The following is a 14,064-nucleotide window of genomic DNA, read 5'->3' on the forward strand; positions in this document are numbered from 1 at the left end:
ACCGGGCAGGAGGAGAATACGCATGAGCGGATCACAAGAACGCGGGCCCCGCTCGCTCATTAAAGTGCTCGCACTGGTGTGCGCATTCGGCCTGGTTGGCTGCCAGACTTTCCCCACGTCCGGGCCCGTGACCGCGTTTAAACGCAGTGAACCGGATTCGGAAACGGTGGTGTTGAAAGGCTCCGGCCCGGTTAAAGATGCGCAACCGGAACAGATTGTCCGTGACTTTATTCGCGCCTCCGGAGCGGGGTGGTCGGATGACTTCCAGGTTGCGCGCAGTTATTTGACCGCTACGGCGCAGCGGGACTGGTCGGCGGATACGCAGATCCTGATTTACCCGGACGATAAACCCCCGGAAGTTAAACAAGACGGGCAGAGAGTTAAAGTGTCTGCTGCGGTTAGTGGCCACGTTAACGGCGCTGGCCTGTACGAACCTCAGGCGCGGAAATCGCGTGACGAACTGGAGTTCCGCCTGTCGCAAGACCGCGATGGGCAGTGGCGGATTAACTCGTTACCTGCGGGCGCTTTGGTGTCACGCAACGCGTTTGATGCGGCGTTCACGCAAGCCGCCTTGTATTTCCTTTCGCCCGATAAGAAAACACTGGTTGCGGACCAGCGGTGGTATCCGCGGCGCCGATTGGCTTCGCACCTGATGCAGGGGCTGATTCAAGGGCCTGCGGAAGGGATTCAAGCGGCGGTAGTGAATGCGGTTCCTGAGGGGGCGCGCCTGCCGTTGCAGTCGGTGGAGGTGAATGCTGGCCGGGCGAATGTGCGCGTGGAGGCGGAGGAGATCCGCTCGCTGGAGTCGCAGTCACTGTTCAAGTGGCAGCTCACGTCAACGCTGATGCAGGTGCCGTCGGTGACGGAAGTGGACATTGAACTGAATAGTAAACCTTTGGCGGACGTGGCGTTGCCCGCGGAACCGCAGTGGGCGCTGGGCCGGAACGTGGGGCTGTCTGAGCGGGGGATTGAGATTCGAAGTGGAGGCAGTTTCTCGGTGGCGGTACCGGCGTCAACGGTTGGTAACTATTCGGCGGATTACCCCACTATTGGTCCGCTGGAGCATTCCCCGATCGCGTACGTGGCGAACCGCAGCGCGCTGGTGGCGGTGACGCGCGATGGGGTGCCGTCGGTGATTTACCGGGGCCAGGATTTAGGGGCGCCGTCGGTGGACCGCGCCGGTTGGGTGTGGAGCGTGGATGCGGGCGAGTTGATTGCTGCCAGTGTGAATAATGAGGTCGCGAACCTGCCGCAACCGTGGGATAGTGGCGGACCGTTGCAGCAAGTGTGGGTGTCGCCAGATGGGGCGCATGTACTGTTGAAACGCGGTGGGGAGCACCGGAGCGTGTGGATCGCGGAAGTGAAGCGGTCCCCGTCAGGCACACCGCTTGGGCTGACTAACCCGCGGCAAGTGGATGACCTTAACGATTCCGTGGACTGCTCCTGGGCGGGCAATGGCGTAGCTGTGGGATTGAAAGACGATGGAGACCACTCCAAAGTTGTGTTCAAAGACCTCGTTTCAGGAAGTTCCACCATGGCGGTCCCAGGACGCGCCAACCGCGTGTCTGCCGGATCTAGCCCGCAAAACGTTATCTTGGAGCAAGCTGACGGCGGGTACCTCACTCGCGTAGGGGCCTCGTGGCGCGCCGATTCCGTAGATCAAAAAGCTTTGACCTTCCCCCGGTAAACCGCCCGGTGAGTTAGATGACTGGTGCGGTAGGTTTGTGCGTTAGCTAGGTATCTGGGTGCCGTCGGCTTCCAGGTTCGTGAGGTTCTTGGGCGCCGGAGGTTTTCAGGCTTGCGACGTTCTTGAGAGCGGTCGGTTGCCAGGTTCGTGAGGTTCTTGGGCGCCGGAGGTTTCCAGACTCGTGAGGTTCTTGGGCGCCGCCGGTTTCCAGGTTCGTGAGGCAAGCGGCCCATGTAAGTGATAGGGCCCGCCACTTGGCGTGGGTGTGGATGAGCGGCGTCCACAACGCTTGTTTTCCACGACCTGCTGACACTGAGCCCCACGGTAGGGGAGTGAGCGTAATACTGGTGGCATGTACGCGCGCCCTCTTTTGGATCTGCTGTTGCCCACCGCATGCGCCGGTTGCGGCCGGTGGGACACGCCCCTGTGTGAGGCATGTGGGAACCTAGCGCGCACCCACCCGCGCCCGCACGTGCTTGAGGAAGTGGGGAGCCCCGCGGTTGCCGCACTGTCACTCGGCAAATATGACGGACCTTTGCGACGCGTAATCCTCACCGCAAAACACGATTCAGGAGCGCGGTTAGATAACTGGCTTTACCACTGCGGAATAACGTTGGGGGCAGCCGCTGTGGAACGCCTGGACTGGGCCGGGTCTGCGCAAGTGTGTGTTGTGCCTGCGCCGTCCAAGCTGCGGCGCCGCTGGCAGGGAATGATGGTCACTCCGCAGGTAGCGCGTGCGGTGGCGCAAACACTGCGGGCAATGGGGGTGCAGGCGCAGATGCGAGAGGTGCTGGCACTGCGGGTGGGGCAACGCACCCAGTCGGGCCGGGATGCGCAGACGCGCCGCCGGGGTCGCCACGGGGCAATGTTCTTGCGTACCCCGGTGGGGCAGCGGCAAGCAATCGTGGTGGACGACGTGATCACCACGGGCGCCACGATCCGAGAATGCGTTCGGGTGTTAGAAAACTCGGGGGTGCAGGTGCCGCTCGTGCTCAGTTTGGCTGTAGTGAAGAAACCCCAGCTCATGGGGTAGAATCTAACACCATAAGGTGACGTAGTTCACCGCAGTCAGGTATCATAGGTGTATGCCTAGTGAGTTAACACTTACAAAGAGGTAGGCGACCGGGAGGTGGTAGTTAAACTCACCGCTGGCACAGCCGTTGTGTCAGTAATCAGTCTCCCTGCGTAGGGATGGACCTATATTCCAGGAGGAATCATGGATATCACAGTTGTCGGACGCAATGCCGAAATTCACCCGAACTTCCGCGAATACATCGAAGATAAGGTTGCTAAGGTCACGCAGTTTTATCCTCGTGCGCAACGCATCGACGTGGAGCTAACGCACGAACGCAACCCCCGGCAAGCGGAAACCGCAGAACGCATAGAGCTCACCGTATTTGGTAAAGGCCCTATTATTCGCGCGGAAGCCTCTAGTTCGGATAGGTACGCAGCTGTAGACATTGCAACCGGTAAGCTGTTCGAGCGACTCCGCCGTGCTCGCGACCGGGCGAAAGACCACCGCAGGCGCTTCCACCAGCCAATCGCAGATGATTTGGGTGGGATCGTGCCCGACGAACCAGAAGAGAAACCGGAACCTAAAGAACCTGTTTCGGACAAACTGCGTTCCGCGGAAGATCTTAAACTCGGTGAAGAACGCGAAGAGCAGCTGGGAGACTCCCCCGTTATCGTCCGGCAAAAACTACACGAAAGCCAACCGATGACGGTAGATCAGGCACTGTACCAAATGGAATTGGTGGGCCACCCGTTCTTCCTATTCATTGATTCAGAAACCGGCCAGCCCTGCGCGGTCTACCACCGCTCCGGCTGGACCTACGGGGTTATCCGCCTCAACGCCGTAGTCGCAGGAGTAGTAGACGACGACTAGCGCATATAACCCATAAAATAGCGCTTAAACTCATAAGTTAGTGCTTAAATCCATAAGCTAACGAGGATGAGCAACACTCCCTGAAAGTAAGATTGGTTTCCTATCTCCTCTTTCAGGGAGTGCCTCATTGCGCGGCAAGTATCGCCGAAACTAGACCCGGACATTGCCTAAGCGGGCCGAAACTAGACCCGGCAGTTACCTAAGTGGGTCGAAATTAGACCCGGCCGGTACCTCATCCAGCCGGTATTAGGCGCGGCGGTGACGCAATATAATCGCCCCGGCGCCGAGCAATACCAGGAAAGCCCCGGCGTACAGTAGGTTCAATCCGCTCAAACCCGTGGAAGCCAAGGCGTCTCTAGGGCTGCCGGCAGACCGGTGCTGTTCACGCTTCCCAGTGTTTTTCGCCGTCAGTTTCGATTTTCCTGGCACCCGCATGGTCGGAGCTGTCTCGGCACGCTGCGTATTCGCAGGTGGTGCGGTGCTTGTCGGTGGCTCCGAAGTTACCGGTGGGTTTGTATTTGCAGGCGTGTGCGGGGGAGTAGCTGCACCTTCCGGGTTTTGCGGTTGGCTACCCGCTGGCTCCATTCCCTCAGGAATTTCAAAACTGTTGGGCAACTCGGTTCCAACCGCGAATTCCCGCCCCACTATTTCTTTCCCGTAGATACGCTCCCCGTCTACCTCCCGGTATGCCTGAACTTTCGGAACATAAACCCCATCGTCAGCATCTTCGAACACGTGCTCGCGGTCCGCGGACTTCCACTTGTCAGCCGAGCGGGTTGTGCGCCCAAACTTGTCTGCGCACTTGTCTACGCAGTCAATCGACACCCGCCACTTTTGCCCAGACGTGTCCCCATCAACACCCCACCGCACCTGCACGTTCTTCTTAGCGTCTACGGTAGCCTTCACACTCTTCGGATCCGTAACCTTAGAAAACGCGTTGTGCGGAATTTTCAACATGACGCCCCGGTCAAAATAACGACTGTTCAAAGATGCCGCATGCGCAGCGAGCGTTCCAATCGCATACGTGCGTCCGGGAATAAAGTTGTCGGCACCAATAGTTATCGTGTGCTCGAACGTGCCATCAGAGTTAATTTTTGGAATATACCCCGCGTACAATCCCCCTGGGCCCGTCAACGTTAAGCACTCATTGATAACCCACTCGTCATCTTGCGTCACCAGCACGTACACACCGTTACCAACCGGGTCCTTCGGATCGTTAAACCCAGAGCCTCTAAGCGTGAACTTCATTTCTTTCCCCGCATCAATCACCTCGGGCGCAATGACCTCGAGTTTCGCCTTAGACACGCGGGTATCCCTTGGTTCATCGGCTTTGCAGCGGCCCGCGTACGTTCCCGCGTTCGGTCCACCGCCGGGCGCAGCAGGTTGGTGCGCGCGGTTTTGTTTCAATGTCACCGTAATTTCCGCCAGGTCCTTGCCTGCTTCGTAGAACCCACCGAACGCCGCGACCCCGGATTCCAAGAGCGTCGAACCATCCGTTTTTAAAGTAATTGAATCGCCTGAGGTTCTTACGTCAATCTTTTGCAGACGCGCGAGCTCTACGCGTTTGTAATCAACCAGCTCACCCTGGGTAGAGGTGTCCACAAAACTACGCGACTTCACCTGTGCAGACAGTACTCCACTTTGCTTACCCTCAAGCGTGTTATCTGCTGCATCAAACCGGATTGTGGGGTTGGAAATCGTCATCTCTAGGATCCCCCCATGCCCACTCAAATGGACCGTGCCCTGAAACTGAAGTTCACCAGACGGGTGATTCCAGTCCAGTTTCTGGCCGCGAATGGTTTCAAAACTGAAGTGGGTAACCATGCCGTCCGCATTCTTAACGGCAGTCGCACCGTCAGTGGCTTTCACAGTTCCGTGAGCAATCGGGCCTTGAACATACTTGAGGAACGAATCGCGCACCGACCAGTCGAGGTTCCCCTCAACCACTCTAGGCTGGGACTCAGAACTACCATCGGTAGGCGTCTGGGGATTAACCCCGCTGTTCGCGTTGGGAAGCTGAGCCCCCGGCTGTGTTGTGGATGGCGCGGTACTTGCCCCCGGCTGCGTTGTGGATGGCGCGGTACTTGCGCCCGGCTGCGTTGTGGACAAGGCGGTGCTCCCACCTGACTGCCCTGCAGGCGGGGCGGAACTGCCGACGCTTGGTTGCCCCGTAGCCTTGTTAAGCGGGGCGCAATAGTGCGGTTCCTCGTCATCACTTCCATCATCTAAGTGAACGTTCGCGGCATTATTAATGAGCTTCAGCGCCGTCGCGGCCTTGCTAAGCGCCTGCGCAAAATCTCCTGTTTCTTTCAGCTCTTTCGCGCTGTCCAAAAACGCCTTCCCCTGTTCTATTCCCTTGAGGTAACCGGTTTTAGCGTTCGCATCACATTTGGAGAAATCCGTGGCAACCTCTTTGAGTGCCTGCTCGACTTGCGCCACCTGTTTGTCGAGTCGTGTTTTCAACTCCGAATCTGCGTGCTGATTATTGGCACTCACAACTGCACTGGGAGTAGTTGCCGCAGTGCCAACTGCGTGCGCGGGGATTGTCGCGACGCTGACCACAAGTGCTGCGAACGCGAAAATGGAAGAGCTTACGCGCGTTAAAATTCGTTTGCTTGACACGTTTATTTTCCTCTCAGTCTGAAACTGCTTGAAAGGCCCTACACCGTTCAAGACGTGTCCGAAAAAGAAAGCGAACCCAGTTGCATGCGCAGTTTCCGCTGAGTAGAGACACCTAACATGCACTCAGGTTAGCCTTGCCTAATTTAGCATGAGGGGGTTGGGTTCTGATACATCCGCCAAGTAGCCGCGAAACCCTCATGGTGAAAAACGAAGGGAAGTGAAGAAAAACAGGTGGTAAAAGTGTAAACCGTGTTCGCTAGCTGCTAATCCGCGCGCAAGAGTACGGCCTTGTGGAACTTAGGATTAGAATGGGAGGGTTGATAGTGTAGCTAGGCTACTTTGCCCGAACTGACGATGGAGAAACGTGTCTATTCTTGACAAGATTTTGCGAATGGGTGAAGGGCGTGTCCTGCGTAAGCTCGAGCAGGTTGCAAAGCAGGTGGACGCCCTTGAAGACGACTTCAAAGCTCTAACCGATGAGGAACTGAAGGCGAAAACCCCGGAGTTCAAAGAACGCCTCGAAAACGGGGAATCGCTAGATGACCTGATGGTAGAAGCTTTCGCCACCGTCCGTGAAGCTGCGGACCGCGTATTGGGGCTGCGGCCCTTCCACGTCCAACTGATCGGTGGGGCGGCGCTGCATCAAGGCAACATCGCAGAAATGAAAACGGGTGAAGGCAAGACCCTGGTGGCCACCCTTCCCGCGTACCTGCGGGCACTGTCCGGCAAAGGCGTGCACGTTGTAACCGTGAACGATTACCTCGCGTCATACCAGTCAGAACTAATGGGACGCGTCTATCGCTTCCTCGGTCTAACCTGCGGCTGTATCCTCACCGGGCAAAGCCCATCAGAGCGGCGGGAACAGTACAACTGCGACATCACCTACGGGACCAACAACGAGTTCGGTTTCGACTACCTGCGCGACAACATGGCCCAGCGCCCCGAAGACATGGTTCAGCGCGGCCACAACTACGTGATTGTCGATGAGGTCGACTCCATCCTGATTGACGAGGCCCGGACCCCACTGATTATCTCCGGCCCCGCCACAGGAGATGTGAACCAGTGGTACCGCACGTTCGCGGACCTGGTTTTGAACCTCAACCGGGATAAGGACTACGAGGTTGACGAGAAGAAGAAAACGGTTGGGATTCTCGATTCTGGTATTGACTATGTGGAGGACCAACTGGGGATCTTCAACCTCTACGACGCCGCTTACACGCCTCTGATCGGGTTTTTGAACAACGCGATTAAAGCAAAGGAACTGTTTAAACGCGACAAAGACTACATCGTGCAAAACGGGGAAGTGCTGATTGTTGACGAGCACACGGGGCGCGTTTTGCCGGGCCGGCGTTACAACGAGGGCATGCACCAGGCGATCGAAGCGAAAGAGCGCGTGGAGATTAAAGCTGAAAACCAGACGCTTGCAACGATTACTTTGCAGAACTACTTCCGCCTTTACCCTGAGGGGTCGCGAGCGGGCATGACGGGTACCGCAGAGACGGAAGCAGCGGAATTCGCGTCCACCTACAAGATTGGGGTGGTGCCCATTCCGACTAACCGCCCGATGATTCGTAAGGACCAGCCGGACGTGATTTACCCACGGTTCGCGTCGAAAATGAAAGCGGTTGTGGACGACATTGAACGCCGGCACCAAGAGGGGCAACCTGTGCTGGTGGGCACCACGTCGGTGGAAAAGTCCGAGTTAGTTTCCCAACTGCTGCGGGAGCGGCACATTCCGCACGAAGTGTTGAACGCGAAGCAGCACGAGCGCGAAGCGGATGTCGTGGCGATGGCTGGGCGTAAAGGCGCGGTGACGGTAGCGACGAACATGGCTGGGCGTGGTACCGACATTATGCTCGGTGGTAACGCGGAGCACCTTGCGGTGGCGCAGATGAAAGATCGTGGTTTGGACCCTCAGGAGGATGCGGAGGAGTACAACGCGTTGTGGCCGCAGGTGCTGGAGGAAGCTCGGGACGCGGTGGCTGCTGAACACGATGAGGTCACGGCACTCGGTGGCTTGTACGTGTTGGGGACGGAACGGCATGAGTCCCGACGGATCGATAACCAGCTGCGGGGCCGGTCTGGCCGTCAGGGGGACCCGGGGGAATCGCGATTCTACCTGTCGATGGAAGATGACTTGATGCGCATGTTCAACTCCGCGATGGTGCAGCGGGTGATGCAGTCGGGTCGGTACCCGGAGGATCTGCCGATTGAGTCGAAGATGGTGTCGAAGTCGATTGCGTCGGCCCAGTCGCAGGTTGAGGCTCGGAACTTTGAGATCCGTAAGAACGTGTTGAAGTATGACGATGTGATGACGGGTCAGCGCGAAACTGTTTACGGTGAGCGGCAGCGCGTGTTGAATGGTGAGGACATGCGCCCGCAGATGGATTTCTTCATGGAGCACATCGTGTCGGGTGTGATTGAGAACCGGGTGAGTGAAGAGAACATCACGGAAGACACGTTGAAAGAGTTGGATCAGATGATGCGGACCCTGTATCCGGCGACGATTACTGCCAAGGAAGTGGCGGAAGCGTCCGGTGGGGTGAACGCGGTCAGTCTTGCGGATTTGGAGTTTGAGTACACGTCGGATATTAAGACGGAGTATCAGAAGCTTGAGGAGAAGATTGAGCAAAACCCGTTGGCGCAAGCGCAGCTGGGGGAGAATCCGATGCGCGAGTTGGAGCGTCGGGTGATTTTGGCGGCTGTGGACCGGTCGTGGCGTGAGCATTTGTATGAGATGGATTATTTGAAGGAAGGCATTGGGCTGCGTGCGATGGGTCAGCGGGACCCGCTGGTTGAGTACGCAGCTGAGGGCGCGCAGATGTTCACGGCGATGATGGATCGGATCCGGGAGGAGTCGGTGCAGCAGGCGTTTGCTTACGCGGGCCAGTTCCAGTTGGTGTTCGCCCAGCAGCAACAGGAGGCTGGGCAGAAGGAGTCGGAGCAGGTTGCGACGATTACGACGACGCCGCTGAGTGGGTCCACTCAGAATAATGTGATGGGTAATGTGGGTCGGCAGGAGATGGAGAAGAACCTGCAGACTTCTGCGGCCACGGATGAGGGCGATGCGGAGAAGCCAGAGCGTAAGCGGGGGAACCGGGCGGAGCGTCGGGCTGCGCGGAGGAAGAAGAAACGCTAAGTAGCGCGACGTACTTGTCACTACGTACCTGCGGGGCTATGCGATTTCGATCGCGGTTGCGATCCATTGGCTCCGCCGGGCTTCCAACCGGATGCCCACACCCCTGGTGTTCGCACCGTCCGTGACGATGTGCGTTGTTTCGTAAGTTCGTGCGCTGATTGCGCACACTCGGCTGGAGCGCAGCTGGGGGCGACGGATACGCGTTGGGCCATTCAGACGGCGGGCGAGCGCTACCCTGCGCTCTAGAGCGGTGTACAGGTTAGGCACCATCCACCTTTCCAGTGCGCTGGCGCGGCGGCATCCGAGCATAGATTCGATTACAGCTAGCGCTAGGGCGCCTGACCACCGAGCGGGTTCTGGTAGCTCCACGCGCTGCAGCCATGGGCTAGCGGTTTCTTCTGGCCGAGAGTAATCCCACGAGACGTCGAGGTTAAGCCACGGAGAGTGGACTGGGGTTGGCCGGACTGGTTTAGTTACTGCGGCGCGCGGTGGGATGCGTTTGAAACTGCGGATAGGAGTGGTTGTTACCGGGGCGGTCATCGGGATTGCCTTCCTGAGTGTTAGTGATTGTGATGGTAGTAGCATTACTGGTTGCTACCTCGGTCGATTACGAGTTCGGTGCCCGCGTAGATTAATGCGGGATCGTTGCCTATGGCAGCTTTGTTCTGCTGGTAGATCCTCTGCCATGCGCGGGATATAGCTGCTTGCGTCTGTGCTCCACACTGTTCTTGCGCGATAGTCCACAAAGTGTCGCCGTTTTTGACGGTGTAGGTGAACGAACTTGCGGCCCCTGCGTTGGCTGCGCTATCTGCTGAAGCGCCTGCAGTGGTGGAACCAGCTGTGCTAGGGGCTGCCAGATTGCGCGCGGAGGACGCGGACGAGGAGCCGGAGTTAGACCCGCCTGAGGGAGCGGACTTCGAATCGGCAGAGGAGGGGGAGCTAGAATCGGCGGGATTGCCCTGTTCAACCGCGGTACTCGTTACGTCCGTTGTGGTTGTTCCCGCAGGCCACATTAGGTCGACACTGTCGAGCGCGAACGCGGGCGTGACCATACTGGCGCTCAATGCGACGCTAAGCACCGAGCGGCGCAACAGTTTGCGCGCCAGTGGACTAAGGAAGCGCGAGGACAGGACCACGCCAACACTGCGCCGCCTAGTGGTGAGCAAAAACTGTGCGTAGAACAGTGACAGAGTCGTCCACAAAGCCAGCACCCACGCACCTGTGGAAACCGCGAAAACAACCACGGTAATAATCGGGGCGTTGAGGCTAAACGCGCCTTGGACGAGGATGCCAGGAGAGCGTAGTAGCGGGAACGCGCTCGCCCCCGACCAGACTACAAGAGCAGTGAGAACCACGGTGAATAGCGCCATAACCACGGCTATGCGTCCCGATACGAGCGACGTTTCCTCTGATGTCGTATTTGATTCGATTGGGGTTTTGATGGTCCGAGTGGGCACTGTTGTGGCTGCGGTGGGCACTGTGGTGGGGTGTGCGGACACGGTGCGTTTTCCTCTCTGAGCCAAGATGCGGCTCGCGTACGTGTGGTCTCCTCACGTTAAACCGGTGGTTCTCGTGCGGATGCTGGGCTTGCACTGACGGGAACCTGTTTGATTAGCACGGGTTTACGCTGAATTCATATCTAACCGTTTCAGTTCATGTCAGTTCGTTGTGTTTATGGTTACATCGTGAATGTGGGTTGTCAAGGTGTGATCCAAGATTCAAGATCAGGTGGGGAACTGTGGGGAAAGTGGTAGCGGTCATGTGTTTCAATGAGCGTATGGAACTAAGCGGACTCATCGATGAGTTAGAAGCAACGTTTTCAGCAGCCCGCAGAGCGCAAGAACGCGAGGAAGTCTATGAGCTGGCGCAGGCTGAGCTGACGGAAATAACCCTTGTAGAACGGCTGCGCACAAGCATTGGAAGCGAAGTTAGATGCATGAGTGACGCTGGGGCGCAGGCCCAGGGGCGGCTGCTGCGGGTAGGGCAAAACTGGTTGCTGTTAGACCAGGCCGGACGACAGGTGCTGGTGAACCTCTCGAACTGCAGTGTGCTTCAAGGAGTTGCCCGCCATGCGAGTGCGGCATCCATTCTTGAGCGGAAGCTGCCAATGAACTCCGTGCTTCGCTCTTTGATGCACAATCGCCAGCGAGTAAAAATAGCTGTTCAGCAGCTATCGATAGCCGGTTGGATAGGCGCGGTTTACGCGGACCACTTTGAAATCCGTAGCGCAGAGCGGGCCTATACTGTTCGGTCCGAATCGATTTTTAGTTGCGAATGCGTACTTTAGGACGCTTCACCCGCTTCGATTCTCTCTCGCGTTACCGCGTACTGGCGTTCGATGTATTTTTCGAGTTCGCTTGCCTCTACCCGCCACTGCCGCTTACCTCCAATTTGGATTGCAGGTAGCTCGCCTGAGGAAACGAGCGCGCGCGTGGCGGACATCGATAAGTTCAGGATCTCTTTAACGTCGGCCAGGGTTAAAAAACGAGGTTCCATACGACAACTATCTCACTTTATACCAGTGGGTGCTAGTCTGTGACAGTTGCTGTAGATATCTGTGACAGTCGCTGTGGATATCTGTGACAGTCGCTGTGGAGAGTAGTGGCGCTGTGGCTACATGAGCAGAATGTGGACAGTTTCTGTGGAAAACCACTAGGCCGCGGATTTTTTGGCATGATTTAACTATGAGTGCGAAGAAGCGAAATGCTCCAAAGCTCGCGTATTCAAAAGGCAGGTCAGTACTGCGCGACCCACGATTCGTTATCGGTTTGATAATCGTGGTGATATCCCTAGTGGGAACCACTTTACTCGTGAGGCATGCGCGCAGCGGTGAAGCCCTGTATTTGCTGCGAGAAAACGTTGCGATGGGGCAGACAATTGACGAAGGCAAGTTGGAAGTAGTGGATGCCCGGCCAGAAACCCACGTGTACGTAAAACGCGGAGCGCTGCCAAAAGGAGCGGTGGCAACCCGGTCACTATCCGCCGGCGAGCTGCTTCCCCAATCCGCTGTGTCAGACAGTACCGCTCAAGGCCGGCGGCAAGTGGTGGTGAACGTGTCTGGCGAGGTACCTTCTTCCGTGAAAGTGGGATCTGCCGTTGAAGTTTGGCAGGTGGAAGACACCGCGGTTGACCCGGCCTCGCACCAGGAAGCAGCGAAACCCCTTTCTGGGGACGCCATCGTGCTGGGAGTACATGAGCCAGGTAAGGGGTTATCTATTCGCGCGGGGCGGGCAGTGGAAGTGTCCGTACCAGAAACGGACCTTCCGGGGGTGTTGGCCGGCATGTCGCAAGATAAGAACCTCGTGGTTGTGCCACGAAATTAAGTCGCAAGAGGTTAATCCGCAAAACTAGCGCACGGAATCTGGAGTAGGAATGAGCGTTGAAAACGTCATCGTTTGGTTAACCGGTGATTTCGAAGCGGACGTGGTGGCGGCGCTTAACCAACAAAGCGCCCGATACCGAGTGGCGCGCAGATGCGCCGACAGAGGAGAAGTGGAAGCCAGTGTCCTCGCGGGCGTGGGACGGATCGTTCTACTCGACGAGCTGTGCGGTATCGATAGTGCATTCGTGGAGGCACTGCACGCCGCACACGCACTGGTTCTGCTGGTGGTCACGGATACTTTGGCGACCCCATCATTTGGGGAGGACGTGCGCGTTGAACGCACGAGTGCGCACGAACTGCTGGAATCCTTGACGTTGGCGATTCGCGAAGACTTACGCGGTGAAACCACGGTTAGCCCAGGGGTGGAGAGGGAGCCAGAACCTCAAGCGGATAAAAACGGGCAAATGGTAGCGATATGGGGAACGGCGGGAGCGCCAGGGCGGTCAACAATAGCGGCGAATCTGGCGCACTGCGTAGCTACTCTGGAACGCGATGTGACGCTTGTGGATGCGGATACGACGGCACCTGCATTGGCGATCATGCTGGGGGTAGAAGATGGGGGATCTGGCTTGGTGCGGGCCTGTTCCCTACAAAACCGAGGGATGTTAGAAGTTACGGAGCTAGGGGAATTGCGTGAGGAACTGGCGTCGCACCTGACGATCCTAACTGGCCTGACGCAAGCGGATACGTGGCAGACACTCAGGTCGGAGGCAGTGGCGCAAACCGTGGAGCAGCTGCGCTACTTCGGTGACGTGATAGTGGATATAGGAGCGGGATTCACGGAAGCGGATCCGGCGCAACTGTCGTTCATTCCCAGCCGCGAAGACGTGAACTTAGAACTGCTACAGGCAGCGGATCGGCGAGTGCTCGTGGCGAAAGCAGATGCGGTGGGGCTGACGCGGCTGAACCAAGCGTTAGCGCAGTGCAAGGACGCTAGTGTGGATATCGACCTGGTGGTCATTAACCAGGTGCGCAACGCGGCCAGTGGGAGCCGCTCGCGCAGGTCGCTGATCACGGTCGCGCGTTCCATCTGTAAAAACATTCCGTTCGAACTGATTGACGCCACGCCAGCAGTGGATGATGCAGTTTTGAAAGCAACCACAGTCGTTGAAACCGCGCCGCAAAGTTCTTTTACGCGCAGCATCACACAGATAGCCAGTCAACTATTTGACATTGCCCCCGCTGCTCCCAACGCGCAGCGGCAAGAAGGTGCGCAGCGGCAACAAGCTGCGCAGCGGAAACCTAAACTGTTAGGGTATCGTCTGCGACAGTGGGTAAAACGGATAACCGGCGAGAAGACTGCGAAACACGGATGACATCTGGCTGCACCGGTGAGACTCGTGGCACAC

At 57.5% G+C, this 14,064-nt stretch carries 11 protein-coding genes; 7 read left to right on the forward strand and 4 right to left on the reverse strand.

The window, feature by feature from the left end; genetic code table 11:
- Positions 1 to 22: 22 nt before the first annotated feature.
- From QS713_RS04585 to hpf, 3 genes are all read left to right on the forward strand, one after another.
- Positions 23 to 1,687, forward strand: a complete 1,665-nt coding sequence (locus QS713_RS04585) for an LpqB family beta-propeller domain-containing protein (protein WP_313272806.1) — start codon at positions 23 to 25, stop codon at positions 1,685 to 1,687.
- 352 nt (positions 1,688 to 2,039) lie between these two features.
- A complete protein-coding gene (locus QS713_RS04590) occupies positions 2,040 to 2,720 on the forward strand; it encodes a ComF family protein (protein ID WP_313272809.1) in 681 nt (226 codons plus the stop codon).
- A 183-nt stretch (positions 2,721 to 2,903) separates the two neighbouring features.
- Positions 2,904 to 3,572: a ribosome hibernation-promoting factor, HPF/YfiA family gene (gene hpf, locus QS713_RS04595; protein WP_313272810.1), complete on the forward strand. Its 669-nt coding sequence runs from the start codon at positions 2,904 to 2,906 to the stop codon at positions 3,570 to 3,572.
- Between the two features lie 246 nt (positions 3,573 to 3,818).
- On the opposite strand, the gene QS713_RS04600 is transcribed toward hpf, so the two are convergent.
- Complete coding sequence (locus QS713_RS04600) at positions 3,819 to 6,194, reverse strand: HtaA domain-containing protein (protein WP_313272813.1); 2,376 nt, start codon at positions 6,192 to 6,194, stop codon at positions 3,819 to 3,821.
- A 364-nt stretch (positions 6,195 to 6,558) separates the two neighbouring features.
- Between QS713_RS04600 and secA the strand changes: the two genes are divergently transcribed.
- Positions 6,559 to 9,333, forward strand: a complete 2,775-nt coding sequence (gene secA, locus QS713_RS04605; RefSeq protein ID WP_313272816.1) for a preprotein translocase subunit SecA — start codon at positions 6,559 to 6,561, stop codon at positions 9,331 to 9,333.
- Between the two features lie 36 nt (positions 9,334 to 9,369).
- Here secA and QS713_RS04610 read toward each other — a convergent pair whose 3' ends face one another.
- Together QS713_RS04610 and QS713_RS04615 are read right to left on the reverse strand one after the other, a co-directional pair.
- Positions 9,370 to 9,873, reverse strand: coding sequence for an Rv3235 family protein (locus QS713_RS04610; RefSeq protein WP_313272819.1), 504 nt, complete (start codon positions 9,871 to 9,873; stop codon positions 9,370 to 9,372).
- Between the two features lie 44 nt (positions 9,874 to 9,917).
- On the reverse strand, positions 9,918 to 10,832 hold the full coding sequence (locus QS713_RS04615; RefSeq protein WP_313272822.1) for a LysM peptidoglycan-binding domain-containing protein: 915 nt from the start codon (positions 10,830 to 10,832) through the stop codon (positions 9,918 to 9,920).
- Positions 10,833 to 11,071: 239 nt separating this feature from the next.
- Here QS713_RS04615 and QS713_RS04620 point away from each other — a divergent pair, with 239 nt between their 5' ends.
- On the forward strand, positions 11,072 to 11,620 hold the full coding sequence (locus tag QS713_RS04620; protein WP_313272824.1) for a hypothetical protein: 549 nt from the start codon (positions 11,072 to 11,074) through the stop codon (positions 11,618 to 11,620).
- Here the strand turns inward: QS713_RS04620 and QS713_RS04625 are convergent.
- Entirely contained in the window at positions 11,617 to 11,829 is a 213-nt protein-coding gene (locus QS713_RS04625) for a helix-turn-helix domain-containing protein (RefSeq protein ID WP_102216051.1), read from the reverse strand. The genes QS713_RS04620 and QS713_RS04625 overlap by 4 nt on opposite strands.
- Positions 11,830 to 12,017: 188 nt before the next feature.
- Between QS713_RS04625 and QS713_RS04630 the strand changes: the two genes are divergently transcribed.
- Positions 12,018 to 12,656: a hypothetical protein gene (locus QS713_RS04630; RefSeq protein ID WP_313272826.1), complete on the forward strand. Its 639-nt coding sequence runs from the start codon at positions 12,018 to 12,020 to the stop codon at positions 12,654 to 12,656.
- 49 nt (positions 12,657 to 12,705) lie between these two features.
- Positions 12,706 to 14,031: a CpaE/TadZ family protein gene (locus QS713_RS04635; RefSeq protein WP_313272828.1), complete on the forward strand. Its 1,326-nt coding sequence runs from the start codon at positions 12,706 to 12,708 to the stop codon at positions 14,029 to 14,031.
- The last annotated feature ends 33 nt before the right edge of the window (positions 14,032 to 14,064 follow it).

The sequence above is a fragment of the Gleimia hominis genome, from assembly GCF_032085515.1.
GTDB classification, from domain to species: Bacteria; Actinomycetota; Actinomycetes; order Actinomycetales; family Actinomycetaceae; genus Gleimia; species Gleimia hominis.